Genomic DNA, 26,559 nt, shown 5'->3' with positions numbered 1-26,559 from the left:
CGAACCGCGACCGGGGGCGCCACGCAAACCTGCCCAGGCGGTGAACCACGTCCGAACCGGTCGCGGCCACCAGGCGGTGGATGCCCGCCCGAACCGAGCGGTCAGCACTGCCGGGTACAACCATACGACAGAACATCCTCCGTACGGTCAGTTTTTGCGGAACTGTGGGCCAGGGCACGTCATGGTCGGCCGCTCACGTCCGCGTACCGGTGCTCCAACTCGACCCGCGCCAGGGCCCCCACCAGCCATGCCAGCCGTTCCGACTCGCCACCGGTCAACCCGGCCAGGTCGTCCGCCGAGCGGCCCAGCCCGAGCCGGCGGGCCGCCACCAACGCCCGCCGGTCCGCGACCGGGGCCACCTCCCGCCACAGGGCCTGCGCCTCGCGCAGGAACAGGTCGACCACCTGGGCGTCCACGCCGGGCAGGTCGGCCAGCAGGGCCCGTTCGGCCGCCGGATCATGGTGCGCGGCGGCGCGCAGCCGGCGCAGGTCGCCCCGGTACCGGTCGACGACCGTGCGCGCCAGGTCGCCCAGCACGTCGGCCACCGCGTCGACGTCACCGCGCTGACCGCTGGCCCGCAACACCCGCACCCGGTCCTCGTGCCGCGAACGGGCCAGCCGGGCGGCGCTGTCCCAGCCGGCGTCGCGCAGCGCCCGCGCGCCGTCCACCGCCCGCCGGAAGTCGCCCCGTCGGGCGAGCAGCACCGCGAGGCAGAGCACCTGGAACAGGCTCGCCGGATTGTTCGTCACCCGGAAGCCGTACTGCTCGGCGAAGCCCCGTCCACCGCCGGCCAGCCGACGGGCCAGTCGCTTGCGATCCTCCATCGGTGTGATCAGCGTGGTCGCCATGGGCGGCGACTACCCGCGCCGCCGCCGGTCATACGCCAACGCCGGGCGGTCAGCCGTGCAGGCCGCCGCTACGGTCCCGGGCCTTGAGCCGAGTGGTGGGCAGGGCCGGCGCCGGCAGCGGCGACGCCGCGTCGTCAGCCACCACCCCGAACCGCCGCCCGGCCATCCAGTCCTCCCGAGCCTCGGCGATCTCCTCGTGCGAGCGGCCCACGAAGTTCCACCACATGACCAGCGGCTCCTCGAACGGCGTACCGCCCAACAGCAACAGCCGCGCCCCCGCCCCGCCGCGCACGGTCAGCTCCCGCCGACCCGTACCCAGGTAGAGCAGCGCCCCCGGCTCGAACCCCACCCCGGCGGCCTCGGCCGCGCCGGACATCGCCAGCACGGCGTACTCGAAGTCGGGCCGCAACGGCAGCGTCGTCGGCGCCGACCCACCCAGCTCGAGCTGCACCCCCACCAGCGGGGTGTGCACCACCGCCGGCGAGCGCTGCCCGGCGAACTCACCCACCAGCAGGGTCGCGTCGACCTCGCCGTCGCGCCAGCGCGGCAGGTCGGCGTGGTGGGCGAAGTCGGCCGCGCCGGCCCGCGCCGGGTCCGGCAACGCCACCCAGAGCTGCACGCCGTGCATCACCGGTGGGTGCGTGGCGGGCGACCGCTCCGAGTGGGCGATGCCGCGCCCGGAGGTCATCACGTTCAACTGGCCCGGTCGGATCGCCTGGACGTTGCCGAGGCTGTCCCGGTGGATGATCTCGCCGTCGAGCAGCCAGGTCACCGTCTGCAGGCCGGTGTGCGGGTGCGGCGGCACCTCCATGCCGGGTCGCTGCGCCACGTCGTCCGGGCCGAAGTGGTCCACGAAGCACCACGCGCCGACCATCCGTCGGGGCCGCTGCGGCAGCAGACGCCGCACCGTCGTGTACCGCCCCAGCGGCACGTCGTGGCCCGGCAGCAGCACGCTGCCGGGATCGACGTCGGCCACGCCGGGCGGTCGGGTCTGCGCCAGCATCGATTCGGTACGCTCCACCGCCCGACTGTACGCTCGCGCGCTCCCCCGCCAGCGACGCTTCCGTTTCGGGGTGACCGCCACCTCAACCGCTGCGGGCCGGTCCCTTCACGGGGTCTCGGTCACCGTCACCGCGTTTACGCCCGCCACCAGGTCGAGGAAGATCCGGTTGGGCGAGCGGTCCCATCCCGGCGTACTCACCACCTCCCCCGCGGCGACTCCGTTCCACCGCTGGTCACGAACCACGAGCGAACCGGCGCCGGCGCCCGCCCGCACCCGCACCGGCGGCGCGCCCGGCACCCGGATGGCGAGCCGGCTGGCCCCGCCGGTGAACCGCACCGTCAGCGCGCCCCGGTCCACCGGCGGCAGGATGAGATCGGTGCGCGCGGAGCCGCCGACGAGGTCCACCCCCAGCAGACGCGCCCGCGTCAGGTCCACCACCTGGTCGCTCACCCCGCCCTCCAGGCGCAGCCGCCAGGCGACCCGTTCGTTGAGCAGCACCCGTACGGCCCGTCCCTCGGACGCGCCGGAGGCCACCACGCCGAGCCGGACGGTCGCACCGTCGAGCACCGGCCGCACCGCGACACCCGTGCCGGACGGACTGCTGATCCGGTAGAGATCGTCGCCCAGGTCCGTCACCCGCAGGTCGAACGACGTCAACCCGTCGACGAGCACGAAGGTGGCCTGCTGCCGGTCGGCCAGCGGGGCGGTCATCGTCTGGTCGGAGGCCGCCGCGGCGTCCCGCCTCGTCTGCTCCGCACCGGTGTCGCTCCGGGTCTGACCGAGGCGGTACGGATCGCTGACGATCACCGCGACCGCCATGGCCCCGAGCACCAGCACGACGGCAGCGGCCGTCAGCAGCAGACGGACGCCCACGGACCAGCCTCCCGCTTTCGGTGGCCCCGGCTCCGTGTCCTGTCCTGACCGTTGCTCGACGTCCGGGCTCGGTGCTGGCCCGGCGTCGTGCCGCTCCGCCTTCTGCGGTGACCGCGGCTCCGCGTCGCGCGCTGGCTGCGGCTCTATGTCCTGCGGTGGTCGCGGCTGTGTCTCGGGCGGCGGTTCCGCCGTGGTGGTCGTCGTCCGGGCCCGGCTTGCGCGCTCGAACTCCGGTTGGCTCGGCGCCGGGTCGTCGGCCGGCAGGTGCGCCGCAGCCGTCCGAGCCGCCGCCGTTGTCTGTGCGGGTCGCTGAACTGCGCGGCGCGCCGTCTGATGCTCGTTGCCGTCACCCACCACGGCCATACCCTGTCCCTCCGTCGGTCCCCGCCGGAGGGTACGGACACGACCGCCGATCGGATCACTGCGCGCCGACAACGTGACTGCGCTACGTCGCCTCGCCAACCTGAACGGCGTCCGCCTTCGTGACGACCAGCAGGCAGCACGCCTCTCACCCGGGAGGGCCGCCACCCGGCACCGCCCCGATGAGGTTGATGCCTCTCCGTCATCTTGATGACTCACAGGCATCACGCCTCTGACGGCGGGTCCACCTCGACGCCACCCCGTTCGCTACCCGACGCCGCACCGATGAGCGGGCTGCCTGAGGGTGAGCGGTCAACAAGAAGTGGCCGAAGCGCTGGAGATACGCCGATGGCCGGCACCCGTTGTGGGGTGCCGGCCATCGGTGTTGCTCTTGGCTGTTCGGTGGGTGTCAGCTGTTCCAGTACTGGCCGACCAGGTCGGTGGCCTGCTGCTCCCACTGGGCGTACGCGTCCGGGTAAGCGGAGACCTGCACGGTCTGCGCGGCGTCGGTCAGCGGCATGTCCTGCCAGCCGTCAACCTGGCGCAGGCCCTTGAGGAACGCCGTGGTCGAGTACTCCGGATCGGTGATCTGCTCCGGCGTACCCCAACCACTGGACGGGCGCTGCTGGAACAGGCCCAGCGAGTCGTGGTCGTTGGCGTCACCGAGGTGGCCGAGGTTCTCCAGCTTCGACTCCTGCAGGCTCGTCGCGATCGAGATGACCGCGGCCCGCTCGGGCAGGCCGGCCTTCTTGGTGGCGGCGATGATGGCCTTGGCGTTGGCCGTCTGCTCACCGTTCAGGTCGATGTGCGACTGGTCGCCCTGCGGCTTCGGGGCGGCGCTCTGCACGGCCACCGCGACCGGCTTGGCGTCGGCCGGGTTGGCGTGGGCGGCGATGGGGCCGGCGAAGACGCCACCGGCGAACGCGAGACCAGCAACAGACAGCATGCTCTTGCGGAAGATCGTGTTCATCAGGGGTTGCTCCTTCGGGGGTAGGAAACACCCACGTCACCCGTTCGGGGGGATCGGTGACTTGGGTGTCAGCACCTCGTCCGGGCGCTTGCAAAGTCTGGGGGCGGGCCGGCGAGCCGGGGGCTCGGGCGCCGCGGACCGGGTTCAACGACCCGAGGGCCGGGGTCATTCCCGGGGCTTGGCGGCCCCTGCCGGGGATGCTCGCGGCGGCCGGTCCGGGTGTAACGACCCGGCGGCCGGGGCCATTCCCGCAGGCGGGCGGCTGGCCCGTGGTCCTGCGATCGTCGGGATGTGTAACGACCCCCGGCCCGCCACGATTCCGGCCCACGCGTGCGTCCGGTCACCGCAGAAACCCCATCACCGGACATACCACCCGCTCCGGCCGGGTGATCGACTCGACTTCGCCGAAGTCGGGGTGTCCGGGACCGGTCGATGCACCCACATCGGCGAACTCGTGTCGATCACGACATCACGGCTGGCCGGCGGCCGACCCTCACGCGTCCAGGCGGGACCGGACCTTGTTCGCGCAGGACTCCAGCACGGTCCGCGCGTCGAGTCCCAGGCTCTCGATCGCCACCAGCGCGGCGAACACCACGTCGCCCAGCTCGGCCGCCACGTCCTCGCGCGTGTGGGTGACACCCTTGCGCGGATTCTGCCCGAGCAGACCGATCCAGGCGGCCGACGCCTCGCCCGCCTCCTCGGTCAGCTTGAGGATGCGGCAGGTCAGTTCGGTCTCCCCGGTGCCGTTCGCGGCGTCCAGCCAGCTCCGCGCGGCCCGGGCCGCCGCCCAGATCGAGTCGTCCACGACGACAGTCAACCGCAACGAACCGCACCGACCGAACACCGGCACCCGCGTCGAGAGCCGGCTCGCACCAACCCGACAGCCGCGGCCTGACCGGCCCCACAGCCGCAGCTTGACCAGCACGACAGCCCCGGCCTGACCGGTCGGTCAGCGTAGCCATTGACTCCGGTCGACGGCGGTCCTAGGTTCAGGGCGCTACCGGCCGGTAGGCAACCGTCCCGCCTGGTCGCCCCGCAGGCGACATCCGTCCGATGGGGAGCATCGATGCTGTCCGTACCCGTTCGCACCCTGCGCCGCCTGGTCGCCGCCACCGCGACACTGACCCTGGCCGTCGGGCTGATCGGCCCCGCACCCAGCCTCGCCGCAGCGGCGGGCACCGCAGCGGCAGGCGCCACCGGCGGCGACCAGCCGCTGCCCGGTTACACCTTCCAGAACCCGCCCCTCACACCGCTGACGGTGGCGGGCAGACCGACGACGGTACGACAGGGCGTGCACCGACACGCCGCGTACATCATCGAGGTTCCCGCCCGGTGGAACGGCGACCTGGTGCTGTGGGCGCACGGCTACCGAGGTCAGGGCACGGTGCTCTCGCCGGAGCCGCCGGCCTTCGAACTGCGCCAGCGGATGCTGACCCAGGGGTACGCCTGGGCGTCGTCGTCGTACGACCGGAACGGGTTCGACATCCGCTCCGGGGTGCTGGGCACGAAGGACCTCGCGGACCACTTCGCCCGGACGGTCCGCCGGCCGCACCGCACGTACCTCGCCGGGGTGTCGATGGGCGGGTACGTCATCGGCCGCTCGCTGGAGCAGTATCCCGGCTACTACGACGGCGCGCTGCCCATGTGCGGGGTGCTCGGTGACCAGACGCTGCTCGACTTCTTCCTGGACTACAACCTGGTCGCCCAGGCGCTGGCCGGGGTGCCGGCCTATCCCACGCCGGCCGACTACCTGAGCAACGCGGTGCCGCGCATCCAGGCGGCGCTGGGCCTGGCCGGGCTCACGCCGACCGGCCCGGACACGACGAACGAGCGCGGCAAACAGTTGCGGGCGGTGACGGTGAACCGCTCGGGCGGGCCGCGTCCCGGCGCGGAGGCGGCGTTCGCGGTGTGGAAGGACTTCCTCTTCTCGATCACCGTCACCGATGGTGGCGAATCCCCCGCCCAGCGGCCCGGACAGCTCTCCACCAACCTGCTCACCCGCTACCGCCCGAACAGTCCCGTGGACCTGAACTCCACCGTGCAGCGGGTCGCGCCGGAGAACGTCGTGCAGCGGCTCCTGCCGACGCTGACCGAGGTGCCGCGCATCGCCGGCCGTCCCAGTGCGCCGGTGGTCAGCCTGCACGGCCTCGGTGACCTGTTCGTGCCGTTCAGCATGGAGCAGGCGTACGCCGACGACGTGGCACGGCACGGTCGCAGCCGGCTGGTGGTGCAGCGGGCCATCCGGACCACGCAGCACTGCGAGTTCAGCCCGGCCGAGGCCGGGGCCGCCTGGGACGACCTGGTGTCCTGGGTACGCACCGGCAAGCGCCCGGCCGGCGACACCGTGACCGATCCGGCGGTGGTGGCACGGCCCGACTACGGCTGCCGGTTCAGCGACCGGGAGGCGTACGCCGCCGGGGTCGGCACCCGCCGCCTCTACGCCCCCTGCTGAGGAGACGACGACGGCCGGCTCCCGTGGTGGGAGCCGGCCGTCGTCGAGGTGGTTTACCAGAGCTGCTGGACGATGTCCGCCGCCTGCTCCTCCCACTGCGCGTACGCGTACGGGAAGGCGGAGACCTGGACGGTCTGCGCGGCGGTGGTCAGCGGCAGGTCCTGCCAGCCGCCGACGTTCTTGAGCGCGTCGAAGAACGCCGTGGCGGCGTACTCCGGGTCGGTGATCTGCTCGGGCGAACCCCAACCGGACGACGGACGCTGCTGGAACAGGCCCTGCGAGTCGTGGTCGTTGTACGCGCCGAGGTGGCCGAGGTTGTAGAGCTTCGACTCCTGCAACGAGGTGGCGACACCGATCACCGCGCCACGGTCGCCGACGCCGGTCTTCTTGGCCGCGTCGACGATCGCCCGCGCGTTGTCGAGCTGCGCCTTGTCGAGCGGGATGCGCGACTGCGCGCCCTCGATGCCGTGCGGGATCAGCTCGTCGCGGCTCGGCTTGCCGGCCGGCGGCTTGCCGGTGGCGGAGCCGGTGGTCAGCCCGGATTCAACGGGCTGCTCCTGGTGCTGGGCAGCGGTGGCGGCCTTGCCGGTGGCGAGGTCGATGGCGGCGACGGCGCCCTGGTGCGGCCCGGAGGTGACCGGGGCGGCGGTCGCGGTCGGCGCGAGCGCCAGACCGCCGAGGGCGGCCACACCCACCACGCTCAGCGCGGTCTTGCGGTACGAGTCCTTCGCGATGGCGGGGAGCCATCGAGTGAAGTCGGACTTCACGATGGTTCCTTTCGATCGTGCGGAGCGTTCCGGGGTGAACGCCCCTCGGGAGTGACCGCGGAAAAGGGGTTTGGGCTCCGGCGGTACGGGGGACACAACCGGGTTGACGAGTCGGTCATTCCGGATATGCCAGCTTCACCCGGAGCTGGGGTCCCGGTCACTCCCGGGAATTCGGACAGCGGCGTCGACCGCGCCACGGGTGGGCGAAACCGGACGAACGACGCGAACGGGTCAGCCCGGATGGGCCGTGCCGAACCGCACGACGACGTGCCAGAGCTGCTTGAGGTGCTGGAGGGTGTCGGCGATCGGCCCCCGATCCGCCCACCGCTGCGGCTCGGTCACCACCGACACGGCGCCCCGACCGATCAACGCCGCGTCCACCGGAGCGTCCGGTTGGCCGAACTCGCGGTGCAGGCGTGCCGCCAGCACCGGGATCGCCGGACCCCGGAACTCGGCGTCGACCTCGTCGACGGGCAGCGCGAAGCCGGGGTGCCAGCGCAGCGGAAAACCGTACCGCCGCGCGACGGATTCCAGCGTCGCGCCGGTCGAAGTGCCGGCGAAGGACGGGTCCACCACCAACTCCTGGACGTCGGACGCCAGGTCGAGGGTGCCGTGGACCTGGGTCTCCACGTAGTCGTCGAGCGCACGGCCGACCGTCCCGGGCGGCGGCGACGCGTCCAGGAGCGTCCGCGTCAGGGAGGCGACGTCCGTCTCGGCGCGGCCCAGGCACACGCCGGTGCGGGCGACGGCGGCCAGGAGCCCGGCGAGGACCACCTCGAAGGCGTCGATCGTCCCCAACACGTCGGGGCCGAGATAACTGTCGCCGACGCAGAAGGTCGCCCGCGCCAGCACCGCCGGGCGCAGCCGCAGGTGGCAGGAGCCGAAGCGCGGGCACGCGCCGTCGGCGTGGTCGAGCAGGTTCAAGCCGCCGTAGATCGGGCGGTCCGCCGGCAGCACCCCGGTCTGTTGGTACGCGCCGCCGAACATCCGCCGTTCCCAACGGTCACGGTCGCCGCCGGGGTACGCGGTGAGCCCGCCGGCCGAGATCCCCGTGACGAACTGGCTGCGGTACACCCCGTCCTCGTACAGGGCGGATGCGACGGCGCGCCCGTCGGCGCACAGTCGATCCGGGTGGAAGTTGACGGTGATCCGCGCGCGCCGGACGGCGGCGAGCAGTCGGTGCGCGGAGTCGTCGACACCTGCGGCGGCGAGGTGTCCGGCGATCGCGGCGAGCGCGGCGGGACGCGCGGTCACCGCCGACGACCGCACGTACCCGAGAGCAGCCGCCTGCGCCGGTGTAAGAGTGCCGGCGGGCGGCCCACCGCGCGCGGACGTCGTCGTCACGGCGTTTCCGGCTTCGTCTCCAACTCCTCGAAGACGGTGATGTGCAGGTCGGCGGGGGCGTCGAGGCGCGCGTTGAGCGACTGCCACGGCGTCAGCGTCGGCGGTGCGACCTCGCTCGCACCGGCGGCGACCAGCCGGGTCGTGGTCGCGGCGGCGTCGTCCACCTCGAAGGCCACCCGGATGCGCGGAGCGACCTGACGACCCACCTCGACCTCGTCGATGAGCCGCTTCTGCGCCGGGTTGGCGATCTCCAGCGTGGCCCGGCCGGCGTCCAGGATGACCACCCGCGCGCCGCCGTCGCTGGTGAAGTCGCCCTCCACGGGCAGGCCGAGGGCGTCCCGGAAGAACGCCACGGCGGCCTCGTGGTCGGCTGCCTCCACGACGAGGCGGAGCTGACGGACGACGGGTACGGGGTGCTCGGCGACCATGCGCCGGATCGTAGCGCCCGCCGACGCGTGTCGGCGTCCTCGATCCGGGCCGAGGACGCCGACCCGCGCTCTAGGCTGGCGCCGACACTGTCCCGAGAGGAGCGAGCATGGTCGACACATTCCTGCTGCGCCCGGTCGGCCGGGTCGCCTCGCCGCTGACCGACGCGGCCAGCGCCCCGCGACAGGGCGACGAGGGCGCGCCACCGGCCTGGCTGGTGTTCGAGCCACAGCTCGAGCCCGCGCTGCGTGACCTGCACGTCGGCGCGGAACTGCTGGTGCTGACCTGGTTGGACCGGGCCCGCCGGGACGTCCTGACGGTGCATCCCCGCCGGGACGAGAGCCGCCCGCTGACGGGGGTGTTCAGCACCCGCTCCCCGAACCGGCCCAACCCGATCGGACTGCACCGGGTACGGGTGCTGACGGTCGACGGGCTGCGCGTCGAGGTCGCCGACCTGGAAGCCCTCGACGGCACCCCGGTGCTGGACGTCAAACCGGTGCTGGGCCCGGTCGACGAACGCTGAGCCCGGGCGGGATCAGTGTCCCCGGGCCAGCCACTCCGGCAGGTGCGGCGCTTCGGCGCCGATGGTGGTGTCGTCGCCGTGCCCGGTGTGCACGACCGTGTCCGGTGGCAGGGTCAACAGCCGGGTACGGATCGACGCGACGATGGTGTCGAAGTCGCTGTACGACCGCCCGGTCGCGCCCGGCCCACCCTGGAACAGGGTGTCGCCGGTGAACACCACACCCAGGTCCGGGGCGTGGAAGCTGCACGCGCCGGGACTGTGCCCGGGGGTGTGCAGCACCCGCAGGGCGGTGCCGGCCACCTCGACGTCCTGCCCGTCGCGCAGCTCGCCGTGCGGCGGCAGCTGGGGGTGGACCAGGTCCCAGAGCACCCGGTCGTCGCCGTGCAGCAGGATCGGCGCGCCGGTCGCCTCGGCCAGCTCGGGCGCCACCCGTACGTGGTCGTCGTGGGCGTGGGTGGCGAGGATGGCCCGCACCCGGCGGCCGCCCACCAGCGCGAGGATCGCGGCCACGTCGTGCGGGGCGTCGAGGATGACGCACTCGTCGTCGTCGCCGACCACCCACACGTTGTTGTCCACGTCGAAGGTCTGCCCGTCGAGCGAGAACGTGCCGGCGGTGACCGCGTGGTCGACCCGGACGGTCATCAGAACACCACCACCGAACGCAGCACGTCGCCGTGGTGCATCCGCGCGAACGCGTTCTCGACCTGGTCGAGGGCGATCTCCTCGGTGACGAAGGCGTCCAGGTCGAGACGGCCCTGCAGGTACAGCTCGGTGAGCATCGGGAAGTCCCGGCTGGGCAGGCAGTCGCCGTACCAGCTGGACTTGAGCGCGCCGCCGCGACCGAAGACGTCCAGCAGGGGCAGTTCGATCCGCATCTGCGGGGTCGGCACGCCGACCAGCACGACCGTACCGGCCAGGTCGCGGGCGTAGAACGCCTGCTGCCAGGTCTCCGGCCGGCCCACCGCGTCGATCACCACGTCCGCGCCGAAGCCGCCGGTGGCCGCGCGGATCGCCTCGACCGGGTCGGTGTCGGACGCGTTCACGGTGTGCGTCGCGCCGAACTTCCTGGCCCAGTCCAGCTTGCGGCTGTCGGTGTCCACGGCGACGATCGTCGTCGCGCCGGCGAGGACCGCTCCGGCCACCGCCGCGTCCCCGACACCACCGCAGCCGATCACCGCGACCGAGTCGCCGCGGGTCACGTTGCCGGTGTTCATCGCCGCGCCCAGGCCGGCCATCACACCGCAGCCGAGCAGGCCCACCGCGGCCGGCCGCGCCGCCGGGTCCACCTTCGTGCACTGCCCGGCGTGCACCAGCGTCTTCTCGGCGAACGCGCCGATGCCCAGCGCCGGGGTGAGTTCCGTGCCGTCGGTGAGGGTCATCCGCTGCTTCGCGTTGTGGGTGTTGAAGCAGTACCAGGGCCGCCCCCGACGGCAGGCCCGGCAGTCGCCGCAGACCGCCCGCCAGTTGAGCACCACGAAGTCGCCCGGGGCCACGTCGGTGACGCCCTCGCCCACCTGCTCGACGATCCCCGCCGCCTCGTGGCCGAGCAGGAACGGGTAGTCGTCGTTGATGCCGCCCTCGCGGTAGTGCAGGTCGGTGTGGCAGACGCCGCAGGACTGGATCCGGACGATCGCCTCACCGGGACCGGGGTCGGGCACCACGATGGTGGTGACCTCGACCGGTGCGCCCTTGCTGCGGGAGATGACTCCCCGGACTTCCTGGCTCACTGCGCCTCCTGGTGGTGGTCGGTGGCGGGACCCGGGACCGGGCGGTGAAGCGGGCTCGGCGGTGGGCCCCCGGGCGAACCTACCGCGATCACCACGGCCGGCCCAGTCGGCCGGGTGGCGGGTTATCGCCTGTCACGCGGGGTACGCGGGCCACGATTCGGACCACGGCCATCGGGAGTGATCATGAAACTCGCGCACCTGCCGTTGCGGGCCAGCATCGGCGCGTACTTCCTCGACTCGGGCCTCGGCAAACGCAACCTGGAGGGTGAGGCCGCCCAGGCCATGCACGGGATGGCGGTGGCCGCGCTGCCGCAGCTCGGTCAACTGGACCCACCGCGGTTCGCCAAGCTGCTGTCGTACTCGGAGATCGCCCTCGGGGCGGCGCTGCTCGCGCCGTTCGTGCCGGCGCCGCTGGTGGGGCTCGGCGTGACCGCGTTCGGCGCGGGCCTGGTGCAGCTCTACCTGAAGACGCCGGGAATGCGCCGGCCGGGCAGCATCCGGCCGACCCAGCAGGGCGCCGGGCTGGCCAAGGACGTCTGGCTGGTCGGCGCTGGCCTGACGCTGGTGCTGGAGGGGTTGACCCACGGTCGCCGCCGGCACGGTTGACTGGCCGTACCGCGCCGTCGGCGACCGTTATCGTGGGCCCGACCCCGACGGTCGGCCTGAGGAGCTGCGGTGACCCACAGTCGTTCGGTGCGGCCGTTCTACCGGCCCATGCGGCCCCGCCGCCGCGACGAGCCGCACCGCGCGGCCACCCCGCTGGAACTCTTCTTCGACCTGTGTTTCGTGGTGGCCGTGGCGCAGGCCGCGTCCGCGCTGCACCACGACGTCGGCGAGGGGCACCTCGGCCACGCGCTGCGCAGCTACCTGATGGTGTTCTTCGCGATCTGGTGGTCGTGGATGAACTTCACCTGGTTCGCCTCGGCGTACGACACCGACGACGACGTCTACCGGATCACCACGCTGGTGCAGATCACCGGGGCGTTGATCCTGGCGGCCGGGGTGCCGCGCGCCTTCGCCGAGGGCGACTTCACCGTCATCACGTACGGGTACGTGGTCATGCGGCTGGCCGCCGTCGTGCAGTGGAGCCGGGCCGCGGCCGGTGACCCGGCGCACCGCGCCGCGGCCCGCCGGTACGCCGTCGGCGTGACGGTCGTGCAGCTCGGCTGGCTGCTGCGGCTGGTGCTGCCCGACGGCTGGGGCATGGCGGCGTTCGTGCTGCTGGCGCTCGCCGACCTGCTGGTCCCGGCGGTGGCCGAGCGGCCCGGCATGACCCCGTGGCATCCCGGGCACATCGGCGAGCGGTACGGGCTGTTCACGCTGATCGTGCTCGGCGAGGCGGTGCTGGCGATCTCGGTGGCGATCCAGACCGGGCTGGACGCGGGCGAGCACGGCCTCTGGGCGCTCGCGGCGGCCGGCGCGGTCATCGTGTACGCGCTCTGGTGGCTCTACTTCGACCGCCCGGTCGAGGCGCCGGACCGGTTGCCGTACTCCCTCATCTGGGGCTACGGCCACTACTTCATCTTCGCGGCGATCGCCGCGGTCGGGGCCGGCCTGCCCGTGGTGGCGGACCACGAGCGGCACCTCGCGCACGTCTCGGCGACGACGGCCGCGTACGCGGTGGCCGTGCCGATCGCCGTCTTCCTGCTGACCGTCTGGGTGCTGCACGTCCGCCGCCAGCAGCACGGCGCGGTGGTGGTCGCCTACCCCGTCGTCGCCGGGGTGGCGCTGCTCGTGCCGCTCGGTCCGGCGCCGGTGACGGTGCTCGCGCTGCTGCTGGTCGCCCTCGTGGCGGTGACGGTGGTGCTGCGGAAACGGGACGCCGGGGCCGCAACGAACCCCGCGACCTGACATCGATCTGGATCAGACATCGATCACCCGGCCTGCCGGCGCGCGGGACGGCCGGGAAATGGGCAGAATTGCGGGATGTTACGCCGCCGGTGGTTGCTGGCCGACCAACTCGGGCCACATTTCCTCGACGACCCCGATCAACCGGTCCTCCTGGTGGAGATCCGGGAACTGTTCCGCCGTCGCCCGATGCACCGGCAGAAGGCGCACCTGATCCTCTCCGCCCTGCGCCACCGCGCCGCCGAGCTGGGCGACCGGGCGCTGCTGCTGCGCACCGACACGTTCCGCGAGGCCCTGGCCCAGGTCGCCGAGCCGGTGGAGGTGTGCCACCCGCACTCCCGCGCCGCCCTCGGGTTCGTCCGCTCGGTGCCCGGCCTCACCGTGCTGCCGCCGCGTGGCTTCATCACCAGCCAGTCCGACTTCGCGGCCTGGGCGGACCGCACCCGCCGCGGCCCGCTCCGGATGGCCGACTACTACCGGCAGGTCCGCCGCCGGCACGACGTGCTGACCGGGCCGGCCCGGCTCCCCGCCACCGCCCCGACGCCGCGCCGCCCGCGTGGTGAGGCCACCGCCGTACCCGCCAGCCCGCCGCCGCCCCCGCCCATCGTCGAGGACGACATCGACGCGCAGGTCCGCCGCGACCTCGACGGGTGGGCGGCCGACGGGGTGCGCTTCGTCGGTCGGGACGGCCCCCGGCGGTACCCGGCCACACACGACGAGGCGCAGGCCCGGCTGGCGCACTTCCTCGCGTACCGGCTGCCCGGCTTCGGCCGCTACGCCGACGTGATGAGCGCCGACGACCCGCTGTTCGCGCACTCGACGCTCTCGTCGTCGTTCAACCTGGGGCTGCTGCACCCCGAGCCGGCGGTGCGCGCCGCCGAGCAGGCGTGGCGGTCCGGCGCGGCGCCCCGCACGGCGGTGGAGCCGTTCATCCGCGGGCTGCTCGGCTGGCGGGAGTTCCTCTGGCAGTTGTACTGGTATCACGAGCCGCAGTTCCGGGGCGCGAACTGGCTGGCCGCGACCGAGCCGATACCGCAGTGGTTCGCCGACCTGGACGCCGACGCGGTGGAGGCGCGCTGCCTGGCCGACGTGCTGGCCGCCGTCCGCGACCGGGCGTGGACGCACCACAGCCCCCGGCTGCTGGTGCTGGGCAACTACGCGTTGCAGCGCGGCTGGCGTCCCGCCGAGGTGGCGGACTGGTTCCAGCGCTGCTTCGTCGACGGTACCGACTGGGTGATGAACGCGACCGTGCTCGGCATGAGCCAGTACGCCGACCTGGCCCGGGTGGATACCCGCCCGTACGCGGTGGACGGCACCGACATCGACGAGATCAGCGACTACTGCGCCGGCTGCCGGTACGCGCCGGAGCGGGCGCTCGGCGAGCTGGCCTGCCCGTACACCGGAGGTTTCGAGAGCTTCCTGCACCGCAACCGGGAGCGGTTGGTGGCCGACCCGCGACTCGCCGCCGAGCTGGCCCGCCGCGACGAGCCCGCGCACCGCGAGGCGGTGCTGGCCCAGGAGGAGAAGCGCGGCGGCAGCCCGCCCTGATCAGGTGGGGTCGGCGACCGGCGGCGGGGCCGGCGCGGGCCGCGCCACGCCCCGGTTCAGGCCGACCACCAGCACCCGGTGGTACGACGCCGGCATGATCCGGGCCAGCAGGTCGGGCACCTTCGCCGACCAGCCGATGAGGACCCGGCCCCGACGCCGCTCGACAGCCCGCAGGATCACCTCGGCCGCCCGCTCCGGGGCGATGGTGAGCAGCTTCTCGAACTGCGCCCGGCCGGCGGTGTACTCCTCGATCGACACGCCGCTGCCGACGCGGGCGTTCTCGGTGATCCGGGTCCGGATCCCGCCCGGGTGCACCGACGTCACGCCGATGCCGTCGTCGACCAGCTCGTGCCGCAGCGCCTCGGTGAGACCCCGGACGGCGAACTTGCTCGCCGCGTACGCGACCTGCCCGGCCGGCGCGATCAGCCCGAACAGGCTGGAGACGTTGACCAGGTGCGCGCCCGGCTCGGCCTTGAGCGCCGGCAGCAGCGCGTGCGTCAGCTGCGCCACCGCCCGGAAGTTGATCTCGATGACCCAGCTGAACTCGTCGAACGTCACCTGGTCGAACCGGCCGCCGAGGCCGACCCCGGCGTTGTTCACCAGCAGCCGTACGCGCGGATGACGCTTGCCGATCTCGGCCGCCACCCGGGCGGTGGCCGTCGCGTCGGCGAGGTCCACCCGGTACGTGTGCACCCGTCGGTCCGGGTGCGCGGCCCCGATCGCGGCGACGACCGCGTCCAGCCGCTCGGCGTCCCGGTCCAGGAGCACCAGGTCAGCGCCCCGGTCGGCCAGCCCGTGCGCGAGCGCCGCGCCGATGCCGCTGGCCGCGCCGGTCACCACGGCCGTCCCACCGGCGAACTCAAACCTCCGCACGATCGGTGCTCCTTCCCTCGCGGGCGCGGCGGGAGAACCGCACACCCTCGTCGGCGAGCCGGCCGTGCCGCATCAGCAGCACGTCACGGACGTAGTTCTGGTGCAGCCGCCACGGCGTCCGCGCGCCCTGCCGGGGCAGGGCGTCGACACCCCGCAGCACGTACGAGGACCGCAGGTCGATCAGCGGGGCCCGCTCGGCACCGGGCGGGGGCAGCGGGGTCACGACCTGCTGGCCGGTACGGTCCAGGTGGCGCAGCAGCCGGCAGACGTAGCCGGCGACCAGGTCGGCCTTGAGCGTCCACGACGCGTTGGTGTAGCCGATCGTCAGCGCGAAGTTCGGCACCCCGGAGAGCATCATGCCCTTGTAGGCGACGGTGTCCGACAGGTCGACGTCGACCCCGTCGACGCGCAGCGTCAGGCCGCCGAGGGCGAGCAAGTTGAGCCCGGTCGCGGTGACCACGATGTCGGCGCGTACCTCGTCGCCGGAGGCCAACCGGATGCCGTCGGCGGTGAACGTGTCGATGGTGTCGGTCACCACCGACGCCCGCCCCTGCGACACCGCGGTGAACAGGTCCCCGTCGGGCACCACGCACAGCCGCTGGTCCCACGGGTCGTAGCGCGGCGAGAAGTGCCGGTCGACGTCGTACCCCACCGGCAGCAGGCGCGTCGCGGCCCGGCGCAGCAGCCGTCGCACCAGCCCCGGCGCGCGCCGGCTGAGCTGGAAGGTGGCCGTGGACATGAGCACGTTCTTCCACCGCACCACCGGATACGCGACGCCCGCCGGCAGCCGACGCCGCAGCGCGTCGGCCAGCCGGTCGCGCGAGGCCAGGGCGATGACGTACGTCGGTGAGCGTTGCAGCATCGTCACGTGCGCGGCCCGCTCCGCCAGGGCCGGCACCAGCGTCACGGCGGTCGCCCCACTGCCGATCACCACCACCCGCCTGCCGGCGTGGTCGAGATCGTCCGGCCAGTGCTGCGGGTGCACCAACCGCCCGGCGTACGCGTCGACGCCCGGCAGGACGGGCGTGTAGCCCTCGTCGTACCGGTAGTAGCCGGTGCAGGCGAACAGGAACGAACAGGTCAGCACCACCGTCTCGGCGGTGTCGGAGCGCTCGGCGTGCACCGTCCAACGGGCGGTGGCGCTGTCCCACTCGGCGCGCGTCACCCGGTGCGAGAAGCGGATGTGCCGCTGCACGTCGTACTCCCGGGCGGTCTCGCGCACGTACTCGAGGATGCTCGCGCCGTCGGCGATGGACCGCGCGTCGGTCCACGGCCGGAACGAGTAGCCGAGGGTGAACATGTCCGAGTCGGACCGGAGGCCCGGGTAGCGGAACAGGTCCCAGGTGCCGCCGACGGCGTCCCGCGCCTCCAGCACCGCGTACGACTTGTCGGGGCAGTCGCGGCGCAGGTGGCAGGCCGCGCCGATGCCGGACAGGCCGGCACCGACGATGAGCACGTCGACGTGGTCGGAAGGCATCGCTTCCTCCATCCGGGGCGGTGGTCGGACCCTAACACCGCGACCGAACGGCCGTTAACTAGTACTGGACCACCTGCGGGCCGTAGCGGTGGGCGGCCCACTCGGCGTCGAGTCGGGCGAGCATCCCGTCGAAGTCGTCCCGGGAGAGGACCGGGCCGTTGTTCTTGCGCCAGCCCATCTCCCGGGAACGCCGCTGCACCGCCGACTCGAACGCCCCGCTCGTCGTACGTCGTGCGCGTTGACGTAGATCCCGGCCAGGTACATCCGCAGGACGAAGGTCAGGCACAACCCGAGGAACAGCAGCGCGACGGCCAGGCCGAGGGCGGCCGACGCGACCATGCGACCCTGCGCCAGCGCGCGTCCGGCACTGATCACCACGGCGACAGCCATCGCCGACCCGGCCAGCGCCATGAGTCCGGCGAACGCCTGCGTCGCACCCCACGGATCCATCCGCCGCCATCTGCGCATGGCCCGCAGGCTAGTCGGTGGACGCTCGCGTGAACGTCATGATCCAGTTCGTCTCCCAGGTGCGTTCGCCGTCGACTGAATACGCCTGCTCCCAGCGGCCGTCGTCGCGGTGATCCCCGACCAGATGAACCGGCACCGGACCGGACGCCCCTCGTGCTGGTCGTCGGCGTAGAAGCGGCCCACCCCGTCGACGAAGCGACCGACCATCGGCGGCTGCTCCAACTCGCCGCGACCGCTGTTCATCCAGTAGATCGACCACTGCTCGCCCACCGGGTCGAAGATCCTGATCGTGGCTGCCGATCGAGTCGTTGACCCACGCCCACGGCGACCTGCTGCGCCTCGGCGCCGACGTGGAGGTGCTGCGCCCGGTCGCGCTTCGCAAACTGCTGGCCGCCACGGCCGCCGGCCTGGCTGCCCTCTACGTCCCCCGCTAGGCGGTGTCTTCAAAGGATCTTGGTGGGGCGGGATATAGCACGTGCCTCGATGGACTGAGTCGGACTCTCTGGCGTTCGTGCTCTCGGGCGGCAACGTCAACGACTGCACCCGCTTCAGGCACACCGTGCGTCTTCGCGACCGCCACGCCATGCGACCGGCGGCGACAACACCCTGATGAGTGTGATGCCTGTGAGTCATCTAGATGACTCACAGGCATCACCCTCATCAGCATTACCGCCGCCGCTCAGCGCCGCGGCCCGACCGCGCTGATCGCGGCCTCGTTCCAGGCCACCGTCACCATCGCCGCGCCACTCCAGTGGTTGTGAACCTTTGAAGACACGGCCCAGGCGGCACCGCTTCCACAGTGGAAGATCTGTGGGACATCGACTGTCGGCCACGTGTGCCACCCTGGGACGGGCATCCGCGGTCACCGGAGGTGAGGGCAACGTTACGACTACGCGCGCTGGTCGCCGTCCCCGGCACCGGGCCGGTCACCCTCGAGGTCCCGGCCGGCGAGACGGCCGCCCTGGTCGCGCCGCCCCGCGTCGGCACGGCCGTGGCCCGGGTGCTGGCCGGCCTGGCCGCCCCGGTCACCGGTCGGATCATGGTGGGTGAGCGGGACGTCACGGCCCTGCCGCCGCCGCGCCGGCAGATCGGTTACGTACCGGCAGGCGGCGCGCTGCTGCCGCAGCTCACCGTGCGCCGCAACATCGAGTACGGCCAGCGCAAACGCGAACGGGTGCACGAGATGGCCGAGGACTGGACGACCAGGGTGGTGGAGCGGCTGGAGTTGGCGCCGACGCTCGACCTGCTACCGCACGTGCTCTCCGACGCGCAGCGGTTCCGGGTGGCGCTGGCCCGGGCGGCCGTCTGCCTGCCCGAGGTGCTCGTCGTCGACCTGCCCGTCGAGCCGGCCGGCGGCAGCCGCCTCGGCGACCTGCTGCCCCGACTCGCCCCACGGAACGCGCCCGGGATCGCCACGCTCGTCTGCACCGCCGACCCGTCCACCCTGGCCGAGATCCCGACGCGGCATGACCTGGTCACCGAGTCCGACGAGGTGCCACGGTGACTCCGGCCGGCGGCCTCACCCGCCGCACGCTGCTGCGCGTCACAGCGGCCGGCGCGGCGGCGACCGTGGCCGGGTGCGCCCCCCGCGCCCGCCCGGTACAGGTGGCCGTGGTCTGGAGCGGCAGCGAGCTGGACCGCTTCCGCGAGGTCGTGGCCGCGTACCCCGCACCGGTGCGGGTGGTCAGCGCCGGCAACGACATCGACGCGTTCCTGCGCGCCCGGCACCTGGCCGGCACCTCGCCGGACGTGGCGATCCTGTCGCGTCCCGGCCTGGTCACCGAGTACGCCGCGCGGGGCTGGCTGCGCCCGGTGCGCCCGTCGACCGAGTACGCCGTGCCGATCGGCCTCGGCGACCTGCTGATGGCCAAGGGGCAGCGCTACGGTCTCTGGGTCAAGGCGGCGCACAAGTCGCTGGTCTGGCATCTGCCCTCGATGCTGCCCGAGCCGCCGAAGAGCTGGGACGAACTGGTCTCGCTGACCCGCCGCCTCGGCGCGCTCGCCCGCCACGGCGGCCCCGCGCCGCTGGCCATCGGCGCGGCGGACGGTTGGGTACTCACCGACTGGTTCGAGAACGTGCTGGCCGACCTCGCGCCCACCGCCTACGACGCGCTCGCCGCAGGCGAGGGCGACTGGGAAAGCCGAGCGGTGCGCGACACCCTCGACCGGCTCGCCGAGCTGTGGAGCATCGACGGCGCGTTCCCCGGCGGCGGCCGACGTGCCCTGCTCACCCAGTACGAGGAGTCGGTGATCCAGGTGGTGCGCTCACGCCGGGCGGTGATGGTCTTCGAGGCCGATTTCACCGCCGAGGTGGTGGGCCGGTTCCGCAGCGGCACCGAGGAGCCGGTCACCTTCCGCTTCCCGAGCGCCGGGGCGGGCAGCGGCGCGTTGATCGTCGGCGGCGACGTCGCGGTGGCGTTCGACCACGACCGGGGCGGGCTGGAACTCATCGAGTGGTTGACCCTGGCCGACTCGTTCGGCCCCTGGTTGCGGGCCGGCGGCTACCTGTCACCGAACACCACCATCGCGCTGGGCGAGTACACCGACCCGGTGCGCCGGCAACTGGCCCGCGAGATGCGCGGGCCGGACACCCTGCACTTCGACCTCTCCGACCAGTTGCCCGGGGCGTTCACCGGCTCCGACGGGGTCGGCATCTGGCGCATCATGCAGGACTTCTTCGCCGACGTCACCGGCGGCGTGCCGGCCCGCCGGGCGATCGACGACGCCACCGGGCAGCTCGCCACGGCGGCCCGCGAGGCGGGCGGTGACCGGTGAGCGAGACCCGGGTGCTCGGCGAGCTGGCGGTGCTCGACGACGTGGGCCCGCCCCGCCGGGGCCGGGCCTACCCGGCGGCCGGTGCGACGTCCGCGCTGCTGCTGCCGGCCGCGCTGCTGCTCGGCGCGCTGGTGCTGTGGCCGGTGCTGCGTACGCTGCACGCCAGCGTCACCACCGACGGCCGCTGGGTCGGCGCGCAGCACTTCCGGGCCGCCCTCGACGCGCCGCACACCGGCGCGGTGGTCGGCCGTACGGTGTTGTGGGCGCTGCTGGTGCCGGCCGTGGTGACGGCGCTGGGCTACCTGTTCGCCGTCGTGTCGCGCCGCTCCCAGGAGGGTGGCCTGGTCCGCCTGATCCTGCTGGTGCCGGTGGCGTTGCCGCTGGTCGTCACCGGGGTGACCTTCCGGCTGATGTACGACCCCGACCCGACCCGGGGTCTGGTGACCCTGCTCGCGGCGCGGGTGACCGGTCGCTCCACCGAGGACGCCCCGCAACTGCTCGGGCCGGGCCTGGTGACGGTGGCGTTGATGTCGGCGTTCGTCTGGGCGTGGGTGGGGCTGGCGGTGCTGGTCTTCCGGGCCGCGCTGGACCGCGTACCGCCGAGCCTGGCCGACGCGGTACGCGCCTACGGCGGTGGCCGGCGACACGTCCTGTGGGACGCGCAGTGGCGGCCGCTGTTGCTGCGTACCGTCGCGGTGGTCTTCGCCCTGGTGGCGCTCGGCACGAGCCGTACCTTCGACCTGATCCTGGTGATGACGCCCGGGTCGGTCCGCGACGACGCGGCGGTGCTCGCCCTGCGGGTCTGGCAGACCTCGGGCGGCACCACCACCGGGCAGGGCGCCGCGCTCGGCGTCATCTGGCTGGCGGCGGTGGCCGCCGGCATGCTGGTGGCGGCGTTCTTCGTCCGTCAGGCGTGGCCCCCGCCGCGCGTCGAGCCGGTGCCCGACGCGACTCCGGTGACGCCGCCGCGCCGGCTGTTCCGGGTGCTCGCCGCCGCCGCCGCGGTGGCCTGGCTCTTCCCGCTCGTGGTGTTGCTGGCGACCTCGGCGCACGGGCAGGTCGACGCCGCCGCGCAGGGCTGGTGGTCGACCCCGCCCGGCACGGGCTCCTACGCCGCCCTGCTCGGCGGCGGCGAGCTGTGGCGGGCGCTGGGCTTCACCCTGCTGCTGGCCAGCGTCGTCACCGCCACGGTCCTCGTCGTGGCGCTGCTGGCCGCGTACCCGCTGGCGTGGCTGACCGGGCCGGCCGCGCAGGCGACCGGTCTGCTGCTGATGGCGGCCACCGTCGTTCCGGTGCAGGTGATCGCCGGGCCGGTCAACGAGGTGCTCGGCCTGGTGCTCTCGTCCGGCACCGCGCGGGGGTTGGCCCTGGTGCACGTGGCGCTCGGGGTGCCGTTCGCGGTGCTGGTGCTGCGCAACGCCTTCGCCGACCTGCCGGCCGAGCAGGTGCGGGGGGCCCGGCTGGGCGGTCGACGCTGGTGGGGCACGCTGCGCCGGCTGGCCCGGCACAACCTGCCCGCCGTGGTCGCCGTATCCGTGCTGGAATTCGTCCAGGTCTGGAACGACCTGGCGGTGGGCCTGCTGTTCAGCGGCCCGGAGGCCACTCCGCTCGGGCTGTTCCTGGCCGGGCAGAGCCGTGGCTTCGTGTCCAACAGCGGGGTGCTGGCCGCCGGGTCGGTGCTCGCCTCGGTGCTGCCGGTGGCGCTCATGGTGCTCGCCCGGCGGCAACTGGTCGCCGGGCTGGTCTCCGGGGGCGTACGGTGACCCGCCCCACCGGCACGTCCGGCCGCGGGCCCAGGTGGCCGCTGCTCGCCGCCGTGGTGTCGCTGCTCGGCGGGGTGCTCGGAAACGTGGGCATCAACCTGCTCTCCGAGCTGGTGAGCAGCGCGCTCGGTCCGGCCGCCGAACTGCTCGGCCCGGCGAGCATCGTGATCGGGTTCGTCGGCGCCATCGGTTTCGCGGTGTACGCGCATCAGCGCCGGGCCCGGCAAGGAACCGGCCCGGAGCCCACCGAGGTGGTCAGCGCGCCGGTCGAGGACGTGCCGACACTGCCGTACACGGCGGGGTTCACCGGCCGCGCCGAGCACGTCCGGGCGGTGCTCGACCTGCTCGCGCGCGAGCACGCCGTGGCGGTGCTGGGCCGGCGAGCGGTGGGCACGTCCGCCTGCGCCATCCAGGCGGCGAACCTGTGCCGGGCGGACTTCCCGGACGGGCAGTACCACTTCGACCTGCGCCGGGGCGGTCGACCCCGGTCGCCCCGACAGGTGCTCACCGCGCTGGCGGGGGTGCTGGGCACCGCGCCGCCGGCGTCCGGTCGGCCGGACGCCCTCGCGGCCGCGGCCGCCGCGATCCGCCGCAAGGTCGACGGGCGCAAGATCCTGCTGGTGCTGGACAACGTCGACCGGCCGGAGCAGGTCCGCGCGCTGCTGCCGCCGACCGCGCGCACCTGTCGGCTGCTGCTGGCCGGCGGTCCCGCGCTCAGCGGGTTGAACGGCGTGGTGGAGCACTGGATCGCCGAGCCCGGCCCGGACGAGGCGGTCGAGCTGTTCGCCGCCGCCGGCGGCGCCGCCCCGGCCGCCCGGGTCCGCCGCGCCGACCCGCGTACCGACCCCGCGGTGCGCGAGATCGTCGACCTGTGCGGCCGGCAGCCGCGCACCGTCCGCGCGCTCGGCTACCGCACCGCCCAGCACGGCTGGCGGCACGCCGACGTGCTGGACGCGCTGCGCCGGGCGGTGCGCACCCCGCCGCACCAGCGGGTCGCCGTCTCGCCGGCCGCCCAACTCGTCACCGAGCGGGACACCGCGTACCGGGCGTTGACCCGCGAGGCCCGCCGGCTGTACCGGCTGATGTCCCTGGCACCCGCCCCGGTGGACCGGCCGACCATCGCCGCGCTGGCCCGCCGGCACCCGGAGCGGATCACCGGGCTGCTGGACCAGTTGGCCGCCGCCGCGTTCGTCGTCGGCGCCCCCGGCGACCGGTACGAGGTCCGTCCGCTGCTCGCCGCGAACGCCCGGCTGCACCTGCGCGACGCCGATCCGGCCCGTTCCCGGGTCGCCGCACAGGCCCGGCTCACCCGGCAGCTGGCCCGGCGGGCGGAACGGCACGCCGCCAACCTGGCCGTGCTGGGCTCCCCGCCGGACCGGGAGTGGTCGCTGCCGCTGGACGACGACCCGTACGGCTGGTTCGACCTGCACCAGGAGCTGCTGCTCGCGGTCGTACGGGTGCCCGCCGGGGCAGCCGAGACGCTGCCCCGACGGGTACGCCGGTGGTGGTTCCGGTTGGCCGTGGCGCTGTGCGGGTGGCTCGCGCACGTCGAACGGCTGGACGAGTGGGAGCAGGTGTGCCGCACGGTGCTGGCCACCCCGACGGCCGACGACCGGCCGGAGATCGCCGGCTGGGCGCACAACGAGCTGGGCGTGCTGCGCCGACGTCGGCACGACCCGCAGGGCGCGGCGGCGGCGCTCACCCTCGCGGTGGCCGAACGCGGCCGGCGGGGCACCGCCCAGGCCCGGATGAACCTCGGTCTGGCCCTGCTCGACCTGGGGCAGCTCGACGACGCGGTGGAGCACCTGGAGCTGTCCCGCCGGCACCGGTCGTCGGCGGACCGGGCCGGGCACGCCCTCACCCAGCTGGGCCTCGGCGCGGCGCAGTTGGCGCGGGGCGAGCTGGACGCCGCGCACCACCATCTGGTGCGGGCGGCGAACACGTTCCGGTCGGTGGGTGACGCGCGCGGTTACGCCGCCGCGCTGACGAACCTGGTGCTGGTGCACGCCAGCCTCGGCGAGCACCTGGACGCGGCGCAGGCGTGGCGGGCCGCCCTGCGCGAGTACGAGTCGGTCAACGACCCGACCAGCCGGGCCGCCGCGCTGCTCAACGCCGGCGCGACGCTGCTGACCAGCGCGCCGGGGCAGGCGCGGACGGCGTACGAGCTGCTGGCCGAGAGCCGACGGCTGCGCGAGGACGTCCGGCCCACGGCGGGTTTGGGGCGTACCCTGCTCTACCTGGGCGACGCCGCCGCGGCGCTGGGCGACCGGGCCGACGCGCGGCGGCTGTGGGCGGACGCGGCGACGGTGGCCGAGGAGGTCGGCGACGACCGGGCGCTGACCGCCGCCGACGAACGCCTGGTACACGACATCGACGCGCCGCCGGCCACCCCCTGACCGACGGCGGGCGTGATGTCGATCGCGGACCGTGGTCGCTGGCGCGGGTCTGGGAGAGTGTGTGACCGTGGACGCTCTCTCGGTGCGGGGACTCAGCCGCAATTTCGGCAACCTGGTGGTGCTCGACGACGTGACCTTCACGCTGCCGCCGGGCCGGATCGCGGTGGTGCTGGGCCCCAACGGCAGCGGCAAGACCACCCTGCTGCGCTGCGTGGTGGGCGCCGACCGGCCGGACGCGGGCGAGGTGCGGGTGCACGGGTACCGGGCCGACGAGACCGACCCGCAGGTGCGTTCGCTGGTGGCCGCCGCCCTGGACGACATCGACTTCTTCCCCGACCTGTCCGTGGTCGAGCACCTGGAGCTGGTCGCGTACGCGCACGGGGGCAGCGCCGAGCCGGTCGAGGAGGTGCTCACCGAGCTGGGCCTGGAACCGGCCCGTGATCAGCTTCCGGTCACGCTGTCCAGCGGGCAGCGCCGCCGGCTCGCGCTGGCGTCCTGCTTCGTCCGGCCACGCCGGGTGCTGATCCTCGACGAGCCGGAGCAGCGCCTCGACGTCGCCGGACGGCAGTGGCTCGCCGACCGGCTGCGGCGCGAACGCGACGCCGGCACCACCGTGCTGATGGCCTCGCACGACCCGGAGCTGATCGACGCGGTCGTCGACGAGCGGATCGAGATCGGCCGGTGACCGCCGTCCCGGCCACGATCGCCGAGGAGGCACCCGCGGGACTACCCACCGCCCGGCAGGTCCGTACCCACCTGCGCCGCGCCCGTCGCCGGCACCACGACCACTCCCTGGGCGACGTGCTGGGCAGCGCGTACGTCGTGGTGCTGTTCGTGGGCATGTACGGCTGGTTCGCGATCAGCGCCAGCCGCAACCTGCTGGACTCCCCCAGCGTCGGGCGGGCCGAGCCGGGCGTGCGGTGGTGGCTGGCCCTCGCCGCGCTGCTCGCCGGCGGCGGGCTGGTCTGGCGCGGCCTGCGCGCCTTCGGGCCCCTGCTGGTCACCCCGGCCACGCAGAGCTGGGTGACCAGCGCGCCGATCGACCGGCGGGCCTGGTTGGCGCCGCGCCTCGCGGTCCTGCTGACCGGCGCCGCCGTGGGCACGGCCGCGCTCGGCGTGGCCGTGGCGGCCCTCGGCGGCGTCACCGATGCGGCGGCCCTGGGCTGGGCGGCCGCCGCCGGCGCGGGATGGGGCGTTGCCGCACTCGCGCTCAGCGTCGTCGCCCAGAGCAGCCGGGCCGGACGGCGGTGGCCGACGCTGGCCGGCGCCGTGCCGATGGTGGCCGCGGCCGCGATCACCGCCGTCGTGGTGCTCACCGGTCGCCTCGGCGAGGGACTGCCCCGACCGTCGGCGACGCCGACGATCGCGCTGGTCGCCGTCGCCGTGCCGCTCGCCCTCGTCGCCACGGTGCTGGCGGTACGGGCGCTGCCCCGGGTGGACCGGGCGACCCTGACCACCGGCGCGCAGTTCGCCAACGCCGCCGCCACGGCCACCGTCCTGCTCGACCCGAGCCTGCTGGCCGGCCTGGTGGAGAGCCGTCGTTGGCGGCGCGTCGGTCGGGTCCGCAGCAGCCGGTTCCGGGCCGGTCCGGGCTGGTGGGCGCTGCTCCAGGCGGACGTGCGACGGCTGCGCCGCCACCCCAGCGCCGTGCTGATCTGGGCGGGGCTCGTCGGCGTCCAGTACGCGGCCGCGCTCGCCCTGCCCGGTCTGGCCGGGGTCGCGCAGGTGGTGTTCGCCTACCTGGCAGTCAGCCGGCTCACCGGTGGGCTGCGCGCGGTCAGCAGGTCGGCCGGGCTGCGCCGCACGCTCGGCGGCAGCGACGCCCTGCTGCGCGGCGTACACGTGGTGGTGCCGGCGCTCGGCGCGGGCCTGTGGTGGCTGCTGACCCTGCCGAGCCTGCCCGGTGTCGACGCCGGACCGGCCTGGCTCGCGCCGACGCTGGCGCTCGGGGTGGTGGCCGCCGCCTTCCGGGCCGGCACCCGCCCGCCGCTCGACTACGGCGGCGCGACGGTCAACACGCCGTTCGGGATGGTCCCGGTCGACCTGCTGCGGCAGGGTGCCCGGGGGCCGGCGCTGCTCGCGGTGGTCGTCCTGGTCCAACTGTTCCTGGGCTGAGGT

General features: G+C 73.9%; 26 protein-coding genes. 12 read left to right on the top strand and 14 right to left on the bottom strand.

All coding sequences use genetic code 11. The features are described from left to right. Positions 1-179: 179 nt before the first annotated feature. The 5 genes from AC3EN4_RS26615 to AC3EN4_RS26595 form a co-directional block, all read right to left on the bottom strand. On the bottom strand, positions 180-848 hold the full coding sequence (locus AC3EN4_RS26615; RefSeq protein ID WP_435208722.1) for a hypothetical protein: 669 nt from the start codon (positions 846-848) through the stop codon (positions 180-182). A 49-nt stretch (positions 849-897) separates the two neighbouring features. Further along, positions 898-1,869, bottom strand: coding sequence for a pirin family protein (locus AC3EN4_RS26610; RefSeq protein ID WP_435208720.1), 972 nt, complete (start codon positions 1,867-1,869; stop codon positions 898-900). 87 nt (positions 1,870-1,956) lie between these two features. Then, positions 1,957-2,724 carry a hypothetical protein gene (locus AC3EN4_RS26605; protein ID WP_435208718.1) on the bottom strand — a complete coding sequence of 256 codons (768 nt, stop codon included), beginning with the start codon at positions 2,722-2,724 and terminating at the stop codon, positions 1,957-1,959. A 769-nt stretch (positions 2,725-3,493) separates the two neighbouring features. Further along, positions 3,494-4,054, bottom strand: coding sequence for a hypothetical protein (locus AC3EN4_RS26600; RefSeq protein ID WP_435208717.1), 561 nt, complete (start codon positions 4,052-4,054; stop codon positions 3,494-3,496). 493 nt (positions 4,055-4,547) lie between these two features. After that, a complete protein-coding gene (locus tag AC3EN4_RS26595; RefSeq protein ID WP_435208716.1) occupies positions 4,548-4,859 on the bottom strand; it encodes a MazG-like family protein in 312 nt (103 codons plus the stop codon). A gap of 261 nt (positions 4,860-5,120) precedes the next feature. On the opposite strand from AC3EN4_RS26595, the gene AC3EN4_RS26590 reads away from it, so the two are divergent. Then, positions 5,121-6,506 (top strand): hypothetical protein, encoded by a 1,386-nt coding sequence (locus tag AC3EN4_RS26590; protein ID WP_435208715.1) that lies wholly within the window; start codon positions 5,121-5,123, stop codon positions 6,504-6,506. 53 nt (positions 6,507-6,559) lie between these two features. On the opposite strand, the gene AC3EN4_RS26585 is transcribed toward AC3EN4_RS26590, so the two are convergent. From AC3EN4_RS26585 to AC3EN4_RS26575, 3 genes are all read right to left on the bottom strand, one after another. Beyond that, positions 6,560-7,273, bottom strand: a complete 714-nt coding sequence (locus AC3EN4_RS26585) for a hypothetical protein (protein WP_422739932.1) — start codon at positions 7,271-7,273, stop codon at positions 6,560-6,562. 231 nt (positions 7,274-7,504) lie between these two features. Continuing rightward, positions 7,505-8,527, bottom strand: coding sequence for a DUF3626 domain-containing protein (locus AC3EN4_RS26580; RefSeq protein ID WP_435208713.1), 1,023 nt, complete (start codon positions 8,525-8,527; stop codon positions 7,505-7,507). An 86-nt stretch (positions 8,528-8,613) separates the two neighbouring features. Further along, positions 8,614-9,045, bottom strand: coding sequence for a VOC family protein (locus AC3EN4_RS26575; RefSeq protein WP_435208711.1), 432 nt, complete (start codon positions 9,043-9,045; stop codon positions 8,614-8,616). Between the two features lie 107 nt (positions 9,046-9,152). On the opposite strand from AC3EN4_RS26575, the gene tsaA reads away from it, so the two are divergent. Beyond that, on the top strand, positions 9,153-9,566 hold the full coding sequence (gene tsaA, locus AC3EN4_RS26570) for a tRNA (N6-threonylcarbamoyladenosine(37)-N6)-methyltransferase TrmO (protein ID WP_435208709.1): 414 nt from the start codon (positions 9,153-9,155) through the stop codon (positions 9,564-9,566). A 12-nt stretch (positions 9,567-9,578) separates the two neighbouring features. Here the strand turns inward: tsaA and AC3EN4_RS26565 are convergent, their stop codons facing one another. Continuing rightward, positions 9,579-10,208 (bottom strand): MBL fold metallo-hydrolase, encoded by a 630-nt coding sequence (locus AC3EN4_RS26565; protein WP_435208707.1) that lies wholly within the window; start codon positions 10,206-10,208, stop codon positions 9,579-9,581. After that, positions 10,208-11,293, bottom strand: a complete 1,086-nt coding sequence (locus AC3EN4_RS26560) for an S-(hydroxymethyl)mycothiol dehydrogenase (RefSeq protein WP_435208705.1) — start codon at positions 11,291-11,293, stop codon at positions 10,208-10,210. The genes AC3EN4_RS26565 and AC3EN4_RS26560 overlap by 1 nt, the downstream gene beginning before the upstream one ends. Positions 11,294-11,476: 183 nt before the next feature. Here AC3EN4_RS26560 and AC3EN4_RS26555 point away from each other — a divergent pair, with 183 nt between their 5' ends. The 3 genes from AC3EN4_RS26555 to AC3EN4_RS26545 all read left to right on the top strand — a co-directional run bounded on the left by AC3EN4_RS26555 (position 11,477) and on the right by AC3EN4_RS26545 (position 14,689). Next, complete coding sequence (locus AC3EN4_RS26555) at positions 11,477-11,899, top strand: hypothetical protein (protein ID WP_422739925.1); 423 nt, start codon at positions 11,477-11,479, stop codon at positions 11,897-11,899. A 69-nt stretch (positions 11,900-11,968) separates the two neighbouring features. Next, the gene (locus AC3EN4_RS26550; protein WP_435208703.1) at positions 11,969-13,144 is read left to right on the top strand and encodes a low temperature requirement protein A; all 1,176 of its coding nucleotides are present in this window, start codon (positions 11,969-11,971) and stop codon (positions 13,142-13,144) included. A 75-nt stretch (positions 13,145-13,219) separates the two neighbouring features. Continuing rightward, positions 13,220-14,689 carry a cryptochrome/photolyase family protein gene (locus AC3EN4_RS26545; RefSeq protein WP_435208701.1) on the top strand — a complete coding sequence of 490 codons (1,470 nt, stop codon included), beginning with the start codon at positions 13,220-13,222 and terminating at the stop codon, positions 14,687-14,689. Here AC3EN4_RS26545 and AC3EN4_RS26540 read toward each other — a convergent pair whose 3' ends face one another. The 4 genes from AC3EN4_RS26540 to AC3EN4_RS26525 all read right to left on the bottom strand — a co-directional run bounded on the left by AC3EN4_RS26540 (position 14,690) and on the right by AC3EN4_RS26525 (position 17,777). Further along, on the bottom strand, positions 14,690-15,562 hold the full coding sequence (locus AC3EN4_RS26540; protein ID WP_435208699.1) for an SDR family NAD(P)-dependent oxidoreductase: 873 nt from the start codon (positions 15,560-15,562) through the stop codon (positions 14,690-14,692). Next, complete coding sequence (locus tag AC3EN4_RS26535; RefSeq protein ID WP_435208697.1) at positions 15,549-17,039, bottom strand: flavin-containing monooxygenase; 1,491 nt, start codon at positions 17,037-17,039, stop codon at positions 15,549-15,551. The genes AC3EN4_RS26540 and AC3EN4_RS26535 overlap by 14 nt, the downstream gene beginning before the upstream one ends. Positions 17,040-17,097: 58 nt before the next feature. Beyond that, positions 17,098-17,238, bottom strand: a complete 141-nt coding sequence (locus AC3EN4_RS26530) for a hypothetical protein (RefSeq protein ID WP_435208695.1) — start codon at positions 17,236-17,238, stop codon at positions 17,098-17,100. Positions 17,239-17,543: 305 nt separating this feature from the next. Beyond that, the gene (locus AC3EN4_RS26525; RefSeq protein WP_435208693.1) at positions 17,544-17,777 is read right to left on the bottom strand and encodes a hypothetical protein; all 234 of its coding nucleotides are present in this window, start codon (positions 17,775-17,777) and stop codon (positions 17,544-17,546) included. Between the two features lie 38 nt (positions 17,778-17,815). Here AC3EN4_RS26525 and AC3EN4_RS26520 point away from each other — a divergent pair, with 38 nt between their 5' ends. The 7 genes from AC3EN4_RS26520 (at position 17,816) to AC3EN4_RS26490 (ending at position 26,556) form a co-directional block, all read left to right on the top strand. Further along, positions 17,816-17,941 carry a WCX domain-containing protein gene (locus tag AC3EN4_RS26520; protein ID WP_435208692.1) on the top strand — a complete coding sequence of 42 codons (126 nt, stop codon included), beginning with the start codon at positions 17,816-17,818 and terminating at the stop codon, positions 17,939-17,941. Between the two features lie 437 nt (positions 17,942-18,378). Continuing rightward, positions 18,379-19,011 carry an ATP-binding cassette domain-containing protein gene (locus tag AC3EN4_RS26515; protein WP_435208690.1) on the top strand — a complete coding sequence of 211 codons (633 nt, stop codon included), beginning with the start codon at positions 18,379-18,381 and terminating at the stop codon, positions 19,009-19,011. Further along, positions 19,008-20,282, top strand: coding sequence for an extracellular solute-binding protein (locus AC3EN4_RS26510; RefSeq protein ID WP_435208688.1), 1,275 nt, complete (start codon positions 19,008-19,010; stop codon positions 20,280-20,282). Before AC3EN4_RS26515 ends, AC3EN4_RS26510 begins: the two co-directional genes overlap by 4 nt. Then, entirely contained in the window at positions 20,279-22,045 is a 1,767-nt protein-coding gene (locus AC3EN4_RS26505) for an ABC transporter permease (RefSeq protein WP_435208686.1), read from the top strand. Before AC3EN4_RS26510 ends, AC3EN4_RS26505 begins: the two co-directional genes overlap by 4 nt. Then, the gene (locus tag AC3EN4_RS26500) at positions 22,042-24,441 is read left to right on the top strand and encodes a tetratricopeptide repeat protein (RefSeq protein WP_435208684.1); all 2,400 of its coding nucleotides are present in this window, start codon (positions 22,042-22,044) and stop codon (positions 24,439-24,441) included. Before AC3EN4_RS26505 ends, AC3EN4_RS26500 begins: the two co-directional genes overlap by 4 nt. A gap of 61 nt (positions 24,442-24,502) precedes the next feature. Next, on the top strand, positions 24,503-25,126 hold the full coding sequence (locus tag AC3EN4_RS26495; RefSeq protein WP_422739913.1) for an ABC transporter ATP-binding protein: 624 nt from the start codon (positions 24,503-24,505) through the stop codon (positions 25,124-25,126). Further along, entirely contained in the window at positions 25,123-26,556 is a 1,434-nt protein-coding gene (locus AC3EN4_RS26490) for a DUF6297 family protein (protein ID WP_435208682.1), read from the top strand. The genes AC3EN4_RS26495 and AC3EN4_RS26490 overlap by 4 nt, the downstream gene beginning before the upstream one ends. Positions 26,557-26,559: the final 3 nt, after the last annotated feature.

It is taken from the genome of Micromonospora sp. bgisy143 (assembly GCF_057708145.1).
The sequence above is the reverse complement of the archived record's forward strand: the minus strand, read 5'-3'. Positions and strand labels throughout refer to the sequence as shown.